Raw genomic sequence first — 13797 nt, forward strand, 5'->3', positions numbered from 1 at the left:
TCAATCCGATTTATAAATTTATATCCGAGGATGTGGTGGAAGAAGAAGATACGCATCGGTGCTTAAGATCGTTGGAAAGCATAAACGGGTCGGCATGCTGTCCGAGAAGGTACAGCAGACGATGATCAAAGCGGGAATCAAGCGCAGCAGATTTGAATTCTTGACGACAGAGCCTGCCGAAGACGAAATAGAGGAGTATGGGTTCGATGGATACGACTTTAATCATTAGCCTGTTTTTTGGCATAGCTGCATTTGTCGTCCTGAACGCTATGTTTGAGATTCGTTTCTTCGAGGGAACTGGCCGCTTCTTCTTGAACTTGTTGGACACTTTTGCGGAGTACTTGGGGAAATACAACACGAAACGTTATGTAGAGCGGATGAAGAAGGAACGGATCGTTAAGCAAAAAGAGAATGTGTATGCGAAGTATAACCGGCTCGTCGAGGGGCTGATCATTGACTTCAATTTACCGCTGACGCTGGAGAGCTTTACGTCCTTGCTCTGCATATGTTTTGCGATCGTTGTGCTGGTCGTCGTAATTTTCATGCAGAACGTGACTTTGGCGGTAGTCGTTACGGTTGCTATCTTTATCGGGCTGCTCACTTACTTCGTTATGCAGTCCAAGGCGATCAAAGCAGAGAGGCTAGAGAGCATTATGGACGCAGAAGATATCATTTGTCCTCTTGCTAGAGAAGGGGTATTGGTGGCGATTAAGAAGGTGATGGAGAGCGACGAGTACATTAGGCCTGGCATCAGACCATACTTCCAGCAGTTCATCGACAATTGTGAAAATAACGGCTACTCGTTCAAGCAGGCGATTACGCTGCTTAACCGACAGCTCGGCCGCAAATTCGATAACTTCACAAAGAAAGCCATTGTGTTCGAATACAACGAGCGTAAAGGAATGGCCGATATCTTCCTCGATATTGTTGATGAGAATGCGGTCCTGCGGGAGATCAATGCAAGGAAGGATCGGATATTCCGCAAAATGAATCGCGATTTTCTGCTCAAAACAGTCATTATAGTGCTGTTCTTCTTATACGCTTTATCAGTCAAGGATTTTCGCGAGTTCATGTTATTTACTACCTTCGGCAAAGTGATCAATACGGCTATGATCTGCATCATTTGTCTTAGTTTTGCCCGTACGCAGGCGCTTCAAGGAAATTTGGGACCTGGAAGTGATGCCAAATGAGCATGCTGGTGAAGCTTGGGGCTCTGGCATCAATCATTTACCTGATTAAAGTGTTTATTTATCCCTATTTCAGACCTGTTCATAGCAAACAGAAGAAGCGAAACCGCAAATATTTGAAAGAACGTAAGAACCAGCAATTCAATGAGAAATTCAGCAGCTTTAAGCGCAGCTTCTCCAAAAAATATGTAACCCGTTTGCTCAGCAATGCCGAACGTATTAGATTTCAAAAAATGATCGATCGGCTCGATCTTTCGATTCGTCCGGAAGAGCTGCGGACAGAACAGTTATTCTATGTGACCTGCGGACTTGTTGCAACGATAGTGATGATGACGGCGAATCAGCTGCTTGGTTATGTGACGGCCATCTTTATTATTCTGGGTTGGCTGTACCCGGTATCGGAAATGGAGAAGAAAATCGAGAAGAAGAACAAGAATATTGCGCTCGATTTTCCAGCATTCTACAGCATGATCTACTACCAGTACTCCAAATCGGTCAATATTTATATGGCTGACGTCATCCGAGATTATTTGCCTAATGCCCAGGTGGATATGGCTGAGGAGCTTGGCGTCATGCTCGATAATATCGAGTATGGTGAGGAATATGCTCTGAAGCAGCTGAAGAAGCGTGTGCCGATTCATTACATCATCAAGTTTTGCGATTTAATGGAGACCCGGCTAAAGGGTTATGACAACATCTCACAAATGGTCTACCTCAAGAACGAGGTAGACAGCTACCGGATTCGTGCATTGGAGGACGAACTGGAGCGCCGGCAGCGGACCAATTCAAGGATTCAGCTGGTGCTGATCGGGGTGTTGGGGTTGTATATCGTGGTTTATTACTTATTCACAGTTTTGGATGCAATCAAAATGTTTCAATAACGAGGAGGAAAAATGTATGGAAAACAAACAGGTTGAAAAAGTAGAGAAATGGTCGTTTTGGAAGGATGAGAGAGGAGATTTTGGAGTGAAGCAGCTTGCAGCTACGATTGGGGTTATTATTCTGATTGCCTTAGTAGTAAGTTACTTAAAAGGAGGGGTGCTTACAGGGATGGTAGATAAAATATGGACTTATATCTATGAGACCCTCATACAGGGGATGACTGGATAATTATTTTTTGGACATAGGTGATCTAAATGCGCGCATTCGCGAAGGCAATCTTAATTACTATCATAGTGACGGTATCTTTTATGATCTTTACGAACTTCATATATTTCTTCCCGTGGTACACGACGCTGATTGTAGAAACCTTTAATGTTACACAGATCGTCGCAAGTGATAACTATTTAAGAGATGATCTTAAGGAAGATGTACTTGAGAAATTGCAGGATAGACCAATCTATCGCAAGAAGGCTGACCAGATCAAGATTTCTGTAAAAAAGAAGGATAGCGATACAGATGAGCATTCCGCAGAAGGCGGGAAAGTATCTCTATATGAGGATGTTCCAGACCAAGACAAACCTTACAGACAGCGCGGAGAGCCCGTTACTGTGAAGATTAGTGCCGTTTATCCACTTTCCATTAAATTATGGGGGAAAGAACTGGAACGGGAGGTTCCGGTCTCTTTACCCTGAAGACGACTGGGCTGAAGCATTATAAGGACCTCCCGTACGATCAATATTTGAAGGATTATGAGGAGCCATGAGGAATATCGCGATGGGGATACTATTGATCATTCTGCTCTCTATCATTCTTGAGCCCATGAGGGAAATGTTGAACTTGACGGTTGAGAAAATCAAACTCGGTACCGCAATAACGAACGCAGCGCGTTCAGCTAAGGATCGAAGTCTGGAATATGATTCTCAGAAAAATTTGGATGCCCAGGTGGATCAGGAGAAGTTTGCTGGATATTTTGCTGATGCATTTGAAGATGCATTGAATCTTACCTGTACTAATAAGAAAGAAAGTTATGGTTATCTCAAATTCAAATCTAACGATGGAAAGTACAATGATTTCATTGTGACCCTGGAATATAAGGAGAAGGAAGACTTGTATACTGAACAAGTTGTCACGAAGGTTGAGATGAAAGCCGAATCGGAATACAAATTCAAAACAAAGTATTTGAAAATGGCAGAGGATGCGAGCGAGGATGTTGCTACTCAGTTAATTTCTGAACGCACCCTGATTCTCTCCATTAAGAACTAATCATAGGGATGTGACGGCATGGACTATATTATAGTCACTTTTCAGGCGGGGCCGCAAATGAAGAAGGAGCTGAAGATTCCTGTATTTGTAACTCCTGAGGAACTTCTTGCTATGCTGTCAGAAGCACTGGGGCTGCCGATCAGACCTGAGCATCGGATTCAGGCCGAGCCTTTGGGGCGAATTCTGGAGCATACCCGGACACTTGATGAGGAGGGCGTAGCGGATGGAGCGCTGCTTACTCTCATATAGAAGGGGCTGAATAGGATGATAGGTAATATTTGTAACGGCGGATTAGCTTTGAAAATAGACGGCAGCCTGCTTCTGACGGATTTGAAGAACTATTCAGGTACATTTATACGTTATGACGAAACTGAAGAAGGAAAGCTGCTGGATGGCGTATTCTGGTTCATGAACAAGGCGGATGACATGATCGTCTACAGTGATCAGGCGCGTGGGAATCGTCTGTGCTGTATGAATATTAGGTCGCAAGCCTCTCAAGTACTTGTTGATCAACCTGCGTACGGGGTCATTGTTCACGGAGACTGGATCTACTATATCAATGAATCCGACCATGCGATCTATCGGTGTACCTTGAATGGCAAAGACAAATCCCGAATTGCCGACGATAGAGTGGAATCCTTTCTAATGGACGAGGATCGGATCTATTACGCTTCGCAGCAAGGGATCAGAAGTTGTAGTCTAAGCGGTAAGGATAGGGAACTCGTCTCGGAAGACGCTGCGGTCTTTTTGCTGAAAGTCGATAATAAACTGGTCTATGCTAATAGAACTAATCGTTATTTGTTGACCTTACATGACATACATACGGGAATGACTAGACAGGAAGAAGAGATTTCTCCCAATAGTCTGAATAGCGACGGTCGTTATTTATACTGTGCGAACCGCAGCAATGAGAGAACAATTTACCGGATTGATCCGGACACAGGACACAAAATCCGTATTTGCGGGGAAAGTGCGGATTATCTTCATATTGTAGAGGATATGTTGTATTTCTGTAGTCGAAGGAATTGGTTCAGAATGTCACTAACAGGCGGTCAAGCTGTAAAAATAGATTCTATTGAGAGGTCATTATGATTAATGAAAAATATGAATTTAGCCGTCAGCCCCGATTCTTGTCGGAAATGCCGAGAGGCGAGCTTGAAATTCCGAATCCGCCCAATGCCTATGACAAACCGGAAATATCCTGGTTCGCCTTATTAGCTCCACCAGCAGTTATGCTCGTTATTTCGATGTTGCTTGCGATGACATCCCACTCTATGTATATGCTGTTGTCCATTTCAATGACTGTAATGACTCTTATCGTCTCTTTGACCAGCGCCGCATCACAGATCAAGAAGTATAAACGCAAGAAGAAGGAACGAGAGCAGAAATATTTGCAGTTTATCGCGGATAGCCGGAGTGAACTGCAGCTTGCCAGAGAGCAGCAGATCAAAGCGATGAATGAGATGAATCCCGATCCTATTGCCTGCTTGCAGAGAATACAGGAATTAGACAACCGTCTCTGGGAAAGAACGACGTCATCGCCAGATTTTTTATCGCTTCGTCTCGGTGTGGGGAGTGTCCCTGCTGCTTTACGAATTAATTATACCAAGCAAGCGATCATTATGGAGACCGATCCGCTACTGATGGAGCCGCAGCGATTGGCGCTAGAATTTGATCGGGTGCATGGTGTTCCGGTTTCTATTAACTTGCTCGCATCAGAAATATGTGGAATCGCCGGTGAAGAAGACAAAGCCTTTGAGGTGGTTACACAAATGCTGCTCCAGCTAGTAACCCATCATGGTAATGACGACGTACGAGTTGTGATTTTAGCCTCGGAAGAGGGGCTGGAGAAATGGGATTGGATTAAACATTTGCCGCATCTGTGGAGTGATGGTTATGGCGTCAGATTTCTGTTGTGTGGCAAAGCGATAGCACATGCTGTATTTGGAGAATTGAACGAGGTTTTTAAAGAACGGGAAATGAAGAAGCTCGGAGGTATTTCACTGCCTCATTATGTATTTGTTATCGAAGAGCCGTCTCTTCTTGAAGAGGAGCCGATTAATAAATACCTGTACAACAAATGTGCTTCGCTTGGAATCTCCTCCGTATATATGGCTAAGAATCAGGCATACCTTCCGATGAACTGCAAGCAGGTCATATTGGTTCAAGGGAAGACCGGGGAATTGGCTGATCGTGAAACCGGAGAGAAGACGACTTTTAATCCGGATACAGTCAATAGACAGCAGTTGATAGAGTCAGTACGGAAATTGGCACCGCTGCGAATTAAGAATTCGGGAGGGAATTTCTCGCTACCAACTTCATTAACATTGCTGGATATGCTGCAAGCGAAGAAGACTTGGGAAATTAATTTATTGTCGCGGTGGAATATGAATAAGCCTTATCAAGGGATGAGTGTTCCGATTGGAGCTAAGGCAGGGGGGACATTATTCCATCTTGATATGCATGAGACCGGGCATGGTCCGCATGGACTGGTTGCCGGAACGACCGGATGGGGAAAAGTGAGTTGCTTCAGAGCATTATTATTTCTCTGGCCATTAACTACCATCCACATGATGTCGTATTTGTTCTGATCGATTATAAAGGCGGCGGAATGGCTGATATTTTCCAGGGAATGCCGCATCTTGTAGGAACGATTACGAATTTGGGCGGCAACCAGACAACTAGGGCGCTCCTGTCAATTAAGAGTGAGTTGATGAGAAGGCAACGTCTGTTCTCCGAGTTTGGCGTGAACAACATCGATAAGTATCAGAAGCTATATTATAGCCGTAATGCAGAAGGCCAAATGCCAGCCATCCCTCATTTGATTATGATTGCCGACGAGTTCGCTGAATTGAAGCAGGACCAGCCTGATTTCATGAAGGAATTAGTTAGTGCCGCCCGCGTTGGCCGCAGCTTGGGAGTCCACCTGATATTAGCGACGCAGAAGCCAGCCGGGGTAGTGGATGACCAGATCTGGAGCAACTCCAAATTCAAGATCTGTCTCAAGGTACAGGATGAGCGGGACAGCCGGGACGTAATCAAACGTTCGGATGCCGCGATGATCAAGGAGCCAGGCCGGGCATTTATTCAGGTAGGGAATGATGAAATATTCGAATTATTCCAATCGACTTATTCAGGAGCTGATTATGATCCTGATGGCGAGCTGCAAAAAAATGAAAATAAAACAAAAAGAATTTACGAAGTTTCATTAAACGGAAGAATTGAACAGATTTACCCCCGTTTCGAAGAAAAGATTGTTAAGCATGAACTGCCTTCGCAGCTTGGTGCAATGGTAGAGCATATAGTGAGAACCGCTGAACGGGCTAATATTGAGCCGTTGAAGGGACCGTGGCTGCCACCACTTCCAGAATTAGTATATCTTGATAGTATTTTAGAAAATAAACAGGAGTTCGGGCATTGGACGAAGCAGGAGAACCTATTAAAAGTACCTGTGGGAAGAATGGATGATCCAAGAAGTCAAAGCCAGGATATGCTGGAGATTGATTTTGCGAATGAAGGGAATTTATTTGTATACGGTGCTTCTGGTACGGGGAAGACAGAATTTCTAAAGACGCTCTGTATGTCAATGGCTCATGACTATTCTGCTGAAGATGTGAATATTTACATCATGGATTTTGGGGGTAACTCGCTTCGCATTTTCGAGAAGCTTCCTCATGTAGGCGGGGTTATGACCATTGAGGAGAAGACCAAGATCGATCAGTTCGTGATGTTTCTATTCCGAGAGATCGATGAGAGGAAGGTACTGTTCGAGCAGATCGGTAGCAACGGATTTAATGCTTATCGGCATAATGGAAGGAAGCTGCCGTCGATTGTACTGATGATTGATAATTATTTCGCTCTATCAGAGTCGTATGAGGATCTGGATGCACATATGATGCTGCTAGCACGAGAAGGAACAAAATATGGTATTTATCTGGTGGCAACAGCTTCTAACGCTGCGTTCGTAAGATATAAGTTCAGCGTCAATTTCAAGCTTGCCGTTACTTTCCAGATGACGGACAAAGCGGATTATGCCGGGGTGGTCGGTAGGACGGAAGGGTTAGAGCCTATGAAGGTTCCCGGCAGGGGATTGGTACGTGGCAAACCTCCGTTGGAATTCCAGGCTTCGCTGCCAGGATATGAAGGGATGACATGCGAGCAGCTTCTGGATTGTTATGCAGATCTTGAGACGGACCAGGCTAAGCCTATACCGATTATGCCAGCCAGTATTGATATGGAGCAGATCAATAAAGAAGCAGGTAAGCTCGCGATTGGCTTAGCTAATAATGATCTTCAACCTGTCAATATTGACCTCTATGCTACTCCGGTCATCATGGTTGCCGGTGAGGCGATGTCCGGAAAGAGTACGTTGCTTCGTTCCTGGATCAGCATGTTGAGTGAAGTGGATGTTTACGTGCTTGATTCTAATGGCATGGGATTATTCGAGATCATGAGTCTTCCATATGTTACGGATTTGGCAGAGACTGAGGAAGCTTTTATCGATGAAATGAAGGAACTGCTGGATGAACGCCGCTGCCAAATGGCGGAATGCAGGCGAGGAGGCGGAGACATCAAACAATTGATGAGGTCATGGAAGCAAATTGTCTTCGTATTCGATAAGCTGAGCGAGTTCACAGACGGAGATAGTTATGCGCTCAAAGAGCTGCTCGAACGGATTGTGAAGCAGGAGCGAGGAATGAAGGTAGCTGTTATTGCTGCTGATGTGATCTCTGATTTTAACGGCAACTGGGATAGCCTTGGTAAGGCGGTTAAGGAAGAGCAGACAGGGATTTTGCTTGGCAGTATCAAAGAGCAAGGGCTCTACTCGGCAAGATTGCCTTATGGCATGACGGAGAAAGAAATGGACCAATTCGATGGATATTTCATTCATAAGAGCAAATTTGTAGGCATGAGATGTGCAACCATTCCAGCCAAAGATGCTACACCATCTTTAGTGCTTGCTAATTGACATTACTTGGTGCCGAAATCCTAAATTTCTGAGGAGAAATGGATATGTCGACAGTATCAGAAATCAAGAGTAAGGCTAACAGGGTAACAGAAGTAAAAAGTGATATCAATAGCGAGGCTTCAAGCTGCTATGGGCAGGTCAATGATTCGAGTTCCTGGTGGCAGGGGGACGCAGCCAAGGCTTTCCGGACCGGGTACAAAGAATTGCAGACAGATATCAAATCTCTGATCAATAAAATGACAAGCCTGTCTTCTAATCTGAACAGTTTAAGCAGTAAAGTCCAACGGGCAGATGAGGAGAAAAGATTAGCTGCTGAGGCTGCGGCCAGAGCTGAGGCGCAGAAGAATGCATCTAAGATTATACAGTACTAGATACGTATAGCTTTGAAAGGAGGTGATATATAAAATGGCAGCGAACCAACAAAAATTTGATTTTGATCAAGCTAAAAACTTGGAGTCCAAACTGCAATCCGAAATCAGTAAGATCGAAGCTGATCTTAAAAAGATGGCGACTATGGTTGAAGGCGTTAGATCTTGGTGGTCTGGCGGCTCGGAAGAAGCATTTATTAGTAATTTCCAAACGACTAAAGGTGAAGTAGTAAAAAGTCTGAACGCTTGGGCAGATGATTACAAGAGGCTGATCCAGAAAATTGCTGAAATCAAACAACAAAGCGATGCAGATCTTGCGAATCAACTCAGAATATAATCTGGTAAGTGCGGACGTGGTGGCGGCGATAGTCGCCGCCTTGTCTAGCGTTATAGGTTGGAAAATAACTATTTCACATAGATCAAGGGAGCAAGAAGATTAATAGGAAGACTAGTCTATTAAAAGGAGAAGAGGTAATGAGAATAAGAGAGTCAGTCTAGTTCTGATGTCTATGATCCTAGTCTTTGTAATGCTACCGGGTCTGTCGTCTGCAGCAAAGCTATCGTTAAGGGTAGAACTGAATGGGGAGCGAATTATTTTCCCGGATGCACAGCCTTATGTAGATAAGAATAATCGGGTACAAGTTCCGGTTCGGTTTGTAAGTGAAGCGCTGGGGGCCAAGGTAGGTTGGGCGAGTAAGACACAGGAAGTCACGATTGAACATGGCGGAACGAAAGTGATCCTTACGATCAATAAGAAAGCATATAAAGTCAACGAGTCTACTAAAATAATGGACACAGCTGCTCTAACAAAATCGAACAGAACCTTCGTTCCATTGCGCTTTGTAAGTGAAGCTTTGGGAGCAAAGGTGAAGTGGGATTCAGCCAATTATACTGTTGAGATTACAACGGGAGATGGCGCGACAGCTTCTGCGGGGGAGACCTACGAAAATCCAGCTTTAAAGCCTGTTGATCAGGAAACATGGGAAGCCTCCAGATCTGTAGAAGGGAAGACTGACAAAAAAACAACGGAAGGGTTTAGTTATTATAGTATTTATAAATCAGGATTAGTACCGGGTACAACCCATTATAAAAAAGAGTACGGAAATACTAGAACAATCTTAAATATACTCATGACTGTAGGCTTTGTCGGAGGGGATGACCTTGATGCACAGGCTAAAGATCTTGATGAACTGTTACGTCAAAAGGTAGATGGTAAAACGGTAGATGAAGTTATGAAATATGTAAGGCAGAAGAAAAATGAGGAAGATGTACTTCCAAGAAAAGAATTTAAAGATGGTACATATAGAATAGTTGTGCAATCAAAGGAATGGCTTGATATCAATATAGATGTTTGGTACAAGTAGGGCCTGCTATGAAGGATATATTCAATAGACATCAGGGATTACATAAATGAAGGGTATTTAATAGATTGTTAAAGGGAGAGGGGAAAAGTAATGAAATTGAAGAAAATGGGTTTATTCCTAATGTCTATAATCCTAGTCTTTGTTATGGTGCCGGGTATGTCGTCTGCGGCAAAGCTATCGTTAAGAGTAGAACTGAATGGGGAGAGAATTCTTTTCCCTGATGCACAGCCTTATGTAGATAAGAATAATCGGGTACAGGTTCCGGTTCGTTTTGTAAGTGAAGCGCTGGGAGCCAAGGTAGGTTGGAAGAACAAGACACAGGAAGTTACGATTGAACATAGCGGAACGAAAGTGATCCTTACGATCAATAAGAAAGCATATAAAGTCAACGAGTCTACTAAACTAATGGACACAGCTGCTCTAACAAAATCGAATAGAACCTTCGTTCCGTTGCGATTCGTAAGTGAAGCCTTGGGAGCAAAGGTGAAGTGGGATTCAGCTAATTATACCGTTGAGATTACAACGGGAGATGGAGCAACGGCGGCTTCTAGCGGGGATGATAATGACCCAACTAACCCAGCTTCGAATTCATTTGATTACGAGGCCTTCAGAGCAGCGAGGTCTATCGAAGGGAAGACAGAAAAAAAGACAAGTGAAGGGTATAGTTATTATGAAGAATATGAATCAGGGCTAATTGTAAGTGATAGCAGGTACAAGAAGGAATATGGGAATACTCAAACAATAATGAATTTATTACTTACTGTTGGTAGGGTCGAAGGAGACAATCTTGAGGAAAAAGCTAATGATGCTGAGGGGATTTTAAGACAAAAGGTGGATAGTAAAACTGCAGATGCAGTTATGAAATATGTAAGGCAAAAGAAAAATCGGGAAGATGAACTTCCGGAAAAGTTATTTAAAGATGATACTTATAAAATTGTTGTTGAATCAAAATACTGGAATAATATCGTTATAGAAATTTGGTACAAGTAGGGATATTATGAAAAGGATTATTGCGGTTTTTCTAACAGTAATTTTATTTTGTACATTTATCCCTGAAAATAGAACGTATTCTGAAAGTAATAAAGAATTGGATAAAATAGATTTTAAGGACCTTACACCGAAGGAAGTATTTAAAAAAGCCAATGAAGATATGAAAAATTTATACGGTCTGGATAACTATTATCCTACTTCAACGAAAAAGGGATCACTCAATGTTGAACTTATTCAAGAGCAAATCAATGAAGCAATTCAGAAACCTGAAGAATTTAAAGGTTTCGATATAGTATATGGGACAAGTCACGGAACATTGATTACCTATAACGGCAAGCAAATGCACAGATATTCTGGTTATAACAGAGACGGCGATGATGTTTCAACGAGAGGGTTTCCATGGGATGCAGGTTGGAGTGGACGTAAGATAAATGATCTCCCAATGATAAATAACCCTTGGGCAAAGGGAAAAGTGGTAGAGGGAGATTTCGACCTATTCCCTAAAAACTTCAATGATCAACAACTTCCAGATAAATTATGGGAATATATTCCGTGTAGAAACTTTGAAGAACAAATTATTACAGCTCTCAATGCTGAGTATGCTAAAATTACTTACTCTAAATTTATGTACGAAAATAAGAATAGTGAGTATGCAAATTGGAAGGTGTATGAGGAAGGTAAGGCCCCCCAGGTGGATGGATAAACTATGTCCATGTTATTCAGCCACCGACGTATTTGTCTCAAGGGTTTGGCAGAGTGTATATGAGCTCGACTTACTTGGATATTCCAATCGCTCCCTTTATAAATTCTCCAGGGAGTGATATATCAGCTGAGTTCGAGGATCTTCCGTCGGGAGCAGTTGTAGGAGATGAAGTTACCGTTTCAATTATTGTTAGATCTACGTTTCCCTCGAAGGTAACCCCTAGTTATTCTTTGGAAGTGATCAACAAGAATGAGGGGAGAGCTCTGACGAAGGAGAAGGATAATCTGCAGTTTGGTGGTGCTATTACTTCGGCAACGGGATCGTTAAGTGTGGAGAAGACGAGTAAGCGACGATTAGCAGTTTCCTTCACAATGCCGGAAAGTGATGTCCGAATCAAGTTCAAGATCAATGCAGATGGAAAATATCCGGAGGAGAAACAGCTCTATAATAATGTACTTGATTCTGATCCGCTGGCTGTCAAATTGGTAACTCCTCAATCTTTACCTTATGATATGTTATCGAAGAAGGTTAGAGTTAAATTGCCAAGTAATACTGCAACTTTGAGCTTGCCTGGTTTGCCAGATGCTAAATGGACTGGACCCGCAACTGGCTCTTTAGAGGTTTATAACAGGACTGAAGATTTATTAAGGGATTTTGAGGTCCTTAATAATCCGAAGGTTAATGAAGAAAGTGAATCGATTACCCGTTCTCCAATAGTCACATATACGATTAAAAGAGAAGACTTTGGAGATGATCCACTGAATAAGAATTGGCTAAATCTAAAAAATCCTGATGAACCTTTATCGAGAACAGGGGAAATCTTCTATATGGGATCGGTAAGTCGACCTTATGAGTATAAGCGTTATTGGCAGGAGTGTCCTATTGTTGAGGGGAAAGAGGTCTGTACAACACATTCTGAAACCTTAAGTGGAACGGCTACAGCCAAATTTAACTCTGATTCTGTATTTAATCCTTATGATATGTACGTTTACAATGGGATGAAGGAGCTTCCTAAGCAAGATTTTAAGAAAATGATCGAAAATAATTCGGGAAATTCTCGTTCGAAGACGATGTATTGGGTGAATAAACCGATCCCTTTTGAAGTTATCCGTTGGATGCATCATCAGGACGAACAAGGGAATAAAGGAAATTGGGCACAGGTTCCAGGTCAGTACCCAAGAGAATTTATTCAACAGGAAAGTGCGAAAATTAATTATAACGTTGCTAGTTCAATGGATAACGAATACGGTCAGGCAAGAGATGCAGCAGCTAAGAAGAAGAATGTTAAGCCTCAATATGATAAAGCGGTATTTGCTACAGATAGGGATCTTCAGAAGTATGATTATCCTATTAAATCAGGTTACTATTTCAATCCTGCTGGGAGCTATACATTTACTGTAAAGACAGTAGTTTTTAAAGATAAGGACCCTGGAGGAAAGGTAACAGACGATCACCGGGATTTAGTAAATGCTTTAATTGACTCCTTCCGATATGAAACTGATTTGATGTTTATCAACAACAACAAAGATGCGGTGAATATTCATAATGAACAGCTGACTCCTAAAGGAGGAGGTTTTGTTAGGCAAAAAGGAGTCTTATCGGTACAAGATAATAAGGGTGTTAATGAAGTAGAACTCCTTCAAGTGGTTGATGGAACTAAAGATCCATCCAAATATACACAAAAAGTAGAAGAAGTTAAGTCCACAGATAAAAGAGGTGGGGACTCCGATAAATTCTGGAAAATGATGATGGAAGGTTATAGCGATTCTGGCACGGGGAGCAGTAATACAAAATATAATTACCGTGAATATGTAAAAGTAGGACAGCATATTTACAAAATTACGGAAACAACAGAGGTAACAATTAATGTGAATCCTTTCAATATCCCGTTGTATACTCATGCCAATATGCCAAATGGAAATTATAGTATCAAGGTTTGGTTTGATGACACGAAGTTAACTGGAATGAAGCATATGTACAGCAATCTAGATCTCCTAAAAGGCATTGCAGACATGGATTCGATTAATGTAACTGTAGTAGGTTCAATGTTTGACGATTTGAATAATTAGAC

General features: G+C 42.5%; 16 protein-coding genes. All 16 read left to right on the top strand.

Annotation, left to right across the window (positions count from 1 at the left end; genetic code table 11):
• The first annotated feature begins 58 nt into the window (after nucleotides 1–58).
• The 16 genes from RE628_RS06255 to RE628_RS06330 all read left to right on the top strand — a co-directional run bounded on the left by RE628_RS06255 (nucleotide 59) and on the right by RE628_RS06330 (nucleotide 13795).
• A complete protein-coding gene (locus RE628_RS06255; RefSeq protein WP_309157935.1) occupies nucleotides 59–229 on the top strand; it encodes a hypothetical protein in 171 nt (56 codons plus the stop codon).
• On the top strand, nucleotides 207–1190 hold the full coding sequence (locus tag RE628_RS06260) for a hypothetical protein (RefSeq protein ID WP_309157936.1): 984 nt from the start codon (nucleotides 207–209) through the stop codon (nucleotides 1188–1190). The genes RE628_RS06255 and RE628_RS06260 overlap by 23 nt, the downstream gene beginning before the upstream one ends.
• Nucleotides 1187–2068 (top strand): hypothetical protein, encoded by an 882-nt coding sequence (locus tag RE628_RS06265; RefSeq protein ID WP_309157937.1) that lies wholly within the window; start codon nucleotides 1187–1189, stop codon nucleotides 2066–2068. Before RE628_RS06260 ends, RE628_RS06265 begins: the two co-directional genes overlap by 4 nt.
• 16 nt (nucleotides 2069–2084) lie before the next feature.
• Entirely contained in the window at nucleotides 2085–2297 is a 213-nt protein-coding gene (locus RE628_RS06270) for a hypothetical protein (protein ID WP_309157938.1), read from the top strand.
• Between the two features lie 26 nt (nucleotides 2298–2323).
• On the top strand, nucleotides 2324–2761 hold the full coding sequence (locus RE628_RS06275; protein ID WP_309157939.1) for a hypothetical protein: 438 nt from the start codon (nucleotides 2324–2326) through the stop codon (nucleotides 2759–2761).
• Nucleotides 2762–2843: 82 nt separating this feature from the next.
• Nucleotides 2844–3332 carry a hypothetical protein gene (locus RE628_RS06280; protein WP_309157940.1) on the top strand — a complete coding sequence of 163 codons (489 nt, stop codon included), beginning with the start codon at nucleotides 2844–2846 and terminating at the stop codon, nucleotides 3330–3332.
• A gap of 18 nt (nucleotides 3333–3350) precedes the next feature.
• A complete protein-coding gene (locus RE628_RS06285; protein ID WP_309157941.1) occupies nucleotides 3351–3581 on the top strand; it encodes an EsaB/YukD family protein in 231 nt (76 codons plus the stop codon).
• A 15-nt stretch (nucleotides 3582–3596) separates the two neighbouring features.
• A complete protein-coding gene (locus RE628_RS06290) occupies nucleotides 3597–4424 on the top strand; it encodes a DUF5050 domain-containing protein (RefSeq protein ID WP_309157942.1) in 828 nt (275 codons plus the stop codon).
• A complete protein-coding gene (locus tag RE628_RS06295) occupies nucleotides 4421–5923 on the top strand; it encodes a hypothetical protein (protein ID WP_309157943.1) in 1503 nt (500 codons plus the stop codon). Before RE628_RS06290 ends, RE628_RS06295 begins: the two co-directional genes overlap by 4 nt.
• Nucleotides 5842–8301, top strand: coding sequence for a type VII secretion protein EssC (gene essC, locus RE628_RS06300; RefSeq protein WP_309157944.1), 2460 nt, complete (start codon nucleotides 5842–5844; stop codon nucleotides 8299–8301). The genes RE628_RS06295 and essC overlap by 82 nt, the downstream gene beginning before the upstream one ends.
• Before the next feature lie 44 nt (nucleotides 8302–8345).
• On the top strand, nucleotides 8346–8672 hold the full coding sequence (locus RE628_RS06305; protein ID WP_309157945.1) for a WXG100 family type VII secretion target: 327 nt from the start codon (nucleotides 8346–8348) through the stop codon (nucleotides 8670–8672).
• Between the two features lie 34 nt (nucleotides 8673–8706).
• On the top strand, nucleotides 8707–9006 hold the full coding sequence (locus RE628_RS06310) for a hypothetical protein (protein WP_309157946.1): 300 nt from the start codon (nucleotides 8707–8709) through the stop codon (nucleotides 9004–9006).
• 172 nt (nucleotides 9007–9178) lie between these two features.
• The gene (locus RE628_RS06315; RefSeq protein WP_309157947.1) at nucleotides 9179–10033 is read left to right on the top strand and encodes a copper amine oxidase N-terminal domain-containing protein; all 855 of its coding nucleotides are present in this window, start codon (nucleotides 9179–9181) and stop codon (nucleotides 10031–10033) included.
• Nucleotides 10034–10123: 90 nt separating this feature from the next.
• Nucleotides 10124–11023 carry a copper amine oxidase N-terminal domain-containing protein gene (locus RE628_RS06320; RefSeq protein WP_309157948.1) on the top strand — a complete coding sequence of 300 codons (900 nt, stop codon included), beginning with the start codon at nucleotides 10124–10126 and terminating at the stop codon, nucleotides 11021–11023.
• A gap of 7 nt (nucleotides 11024–11030) precedes the next feature.
• A complete protein-coding gene (locus RE628_RS06325; protein ID WP_309157949.1) occupies nucleotides 11031–11726 on the top strand; it encodes a hypothetical protein in 696 nt (231 codons plus the stop codon).
• Between the two features lie 74 nt (nucleotides 11727–11800).
• Nucleotides 11801–13795, top strand: coding sequence for a hypothetical protein (locus tag RE628_RS06330; protein ID WP_309157950.1), 1995 nt, complete (start codon nucleotides 11801–11803; stop codon nucleotides 13793–13795).
• The last annotated feature ends 2 nt before the right edge of the window (nucleotides 13796–13797 follow it).

Source organism: Paenibacillus sp. D2_2, assembly GCF_031199965.1.
Classification (GTDB): domain Bacteria; phylum Bacillota; class Bacilli; order Paenibacillales; family Paenibacillaceae; genus Fontibacillus.

Bases quoted from the DNA above. Each gene is read 5' to 3' on its own strand.
- RE628_RS06310 (WP_309157946.1), top strand. From the start codon at position 8,707: ATGGCAGCGAACCAACAAAAATTTGATTTTGATCAAGCTAAAAACTTG.
- RE628_RS06275 (WP_309157939.1), top strand. From the start codon at position 2,324: ATGCGCGCATTCGCGAAGGCAATCTTAATTACTATCATAGTGACGGTA.
- RE628_RS06325 (WP_309157949.1), top strand. From the start codon at position 11,031: ATGAAAAGGATTATTGCGGTTTTTCTAACAGTAATTTTATTTTGTACA.
- RE628_RS06280 (WP_309157940.1), top strand. From the start codon at position 2,844: ATGGGGATACTATTGATCATTCTGCTCTCTATCATTCTTGAGCCCATG.
- RE628_RS06295 (WP_309157943.1), top strand. From the start codon at position 4,421: ATGATTAATGAAAAATATGAATTTAGCCGTCAGCCCCGATTCTTGTCG.
- RE628_RS06270 (WP_309157938.1), top strand. From the start codon at position 2,085: ATGGAAAACAAACAGGTTGAAAAAGTAGAGAAATGGTCGTTTTGGAAG.
- essC (WP_309157944.1), top strand. From the start codon at position 5,842: ATGGGGAAAAGTGAGTTGCTTCAGAGCATTATTATTTCTCTGGCCATT.
- RE628_RS06290 (WP_309157942.1), top strand. From the start codon at position 3,597: ATGATAGGTAATATTTGTAACGGCGGATTAGCTTTGAAAATAGACGGC.
- RE628_RS06265 (WP_309157937.1), top strand. From the start codon at position 1,187: ATGAGCATGCTGGTGAAGCTTGGGGCTCTGGCATCAATCATTTACCTG.
- RE628_RS06260 (WP_309157936.1), top strand. From the start codon at position 207: ATGGATACGACTTTAATCATTAGCCTGTTTTTTGGCATAGCTGCATTT.
- RE628_RS06315 (WP_309157947.1), top strand. From the start codon at position 9,179: ATGATCCTAGTCTTTGTAATGCTACCGGGTCTGTCGTCTGCAGCAAAG.
- RE628_RS06320 (WP_309157948.1), top strand. From the start codon at position 10,124: ATGAAATTGAAGAAAATGGGTTTATTCCTAATGTCTATAATCCTAGTC.
- RE628_RS06285 (WP_309157941.1), top strand. From the start codon at position 3,351: ATGGACTATATTATAGTCACTTTTCAGGCGGGGCCGCAAATGAAGAAG.
- RE628_RS06305 (WP_309157945.1), top strand. From the start codon at position 8,346: ATGTCGACAGTATCAGAAATCAAGAGTAAGGCTAACAGGGTAACAGAA.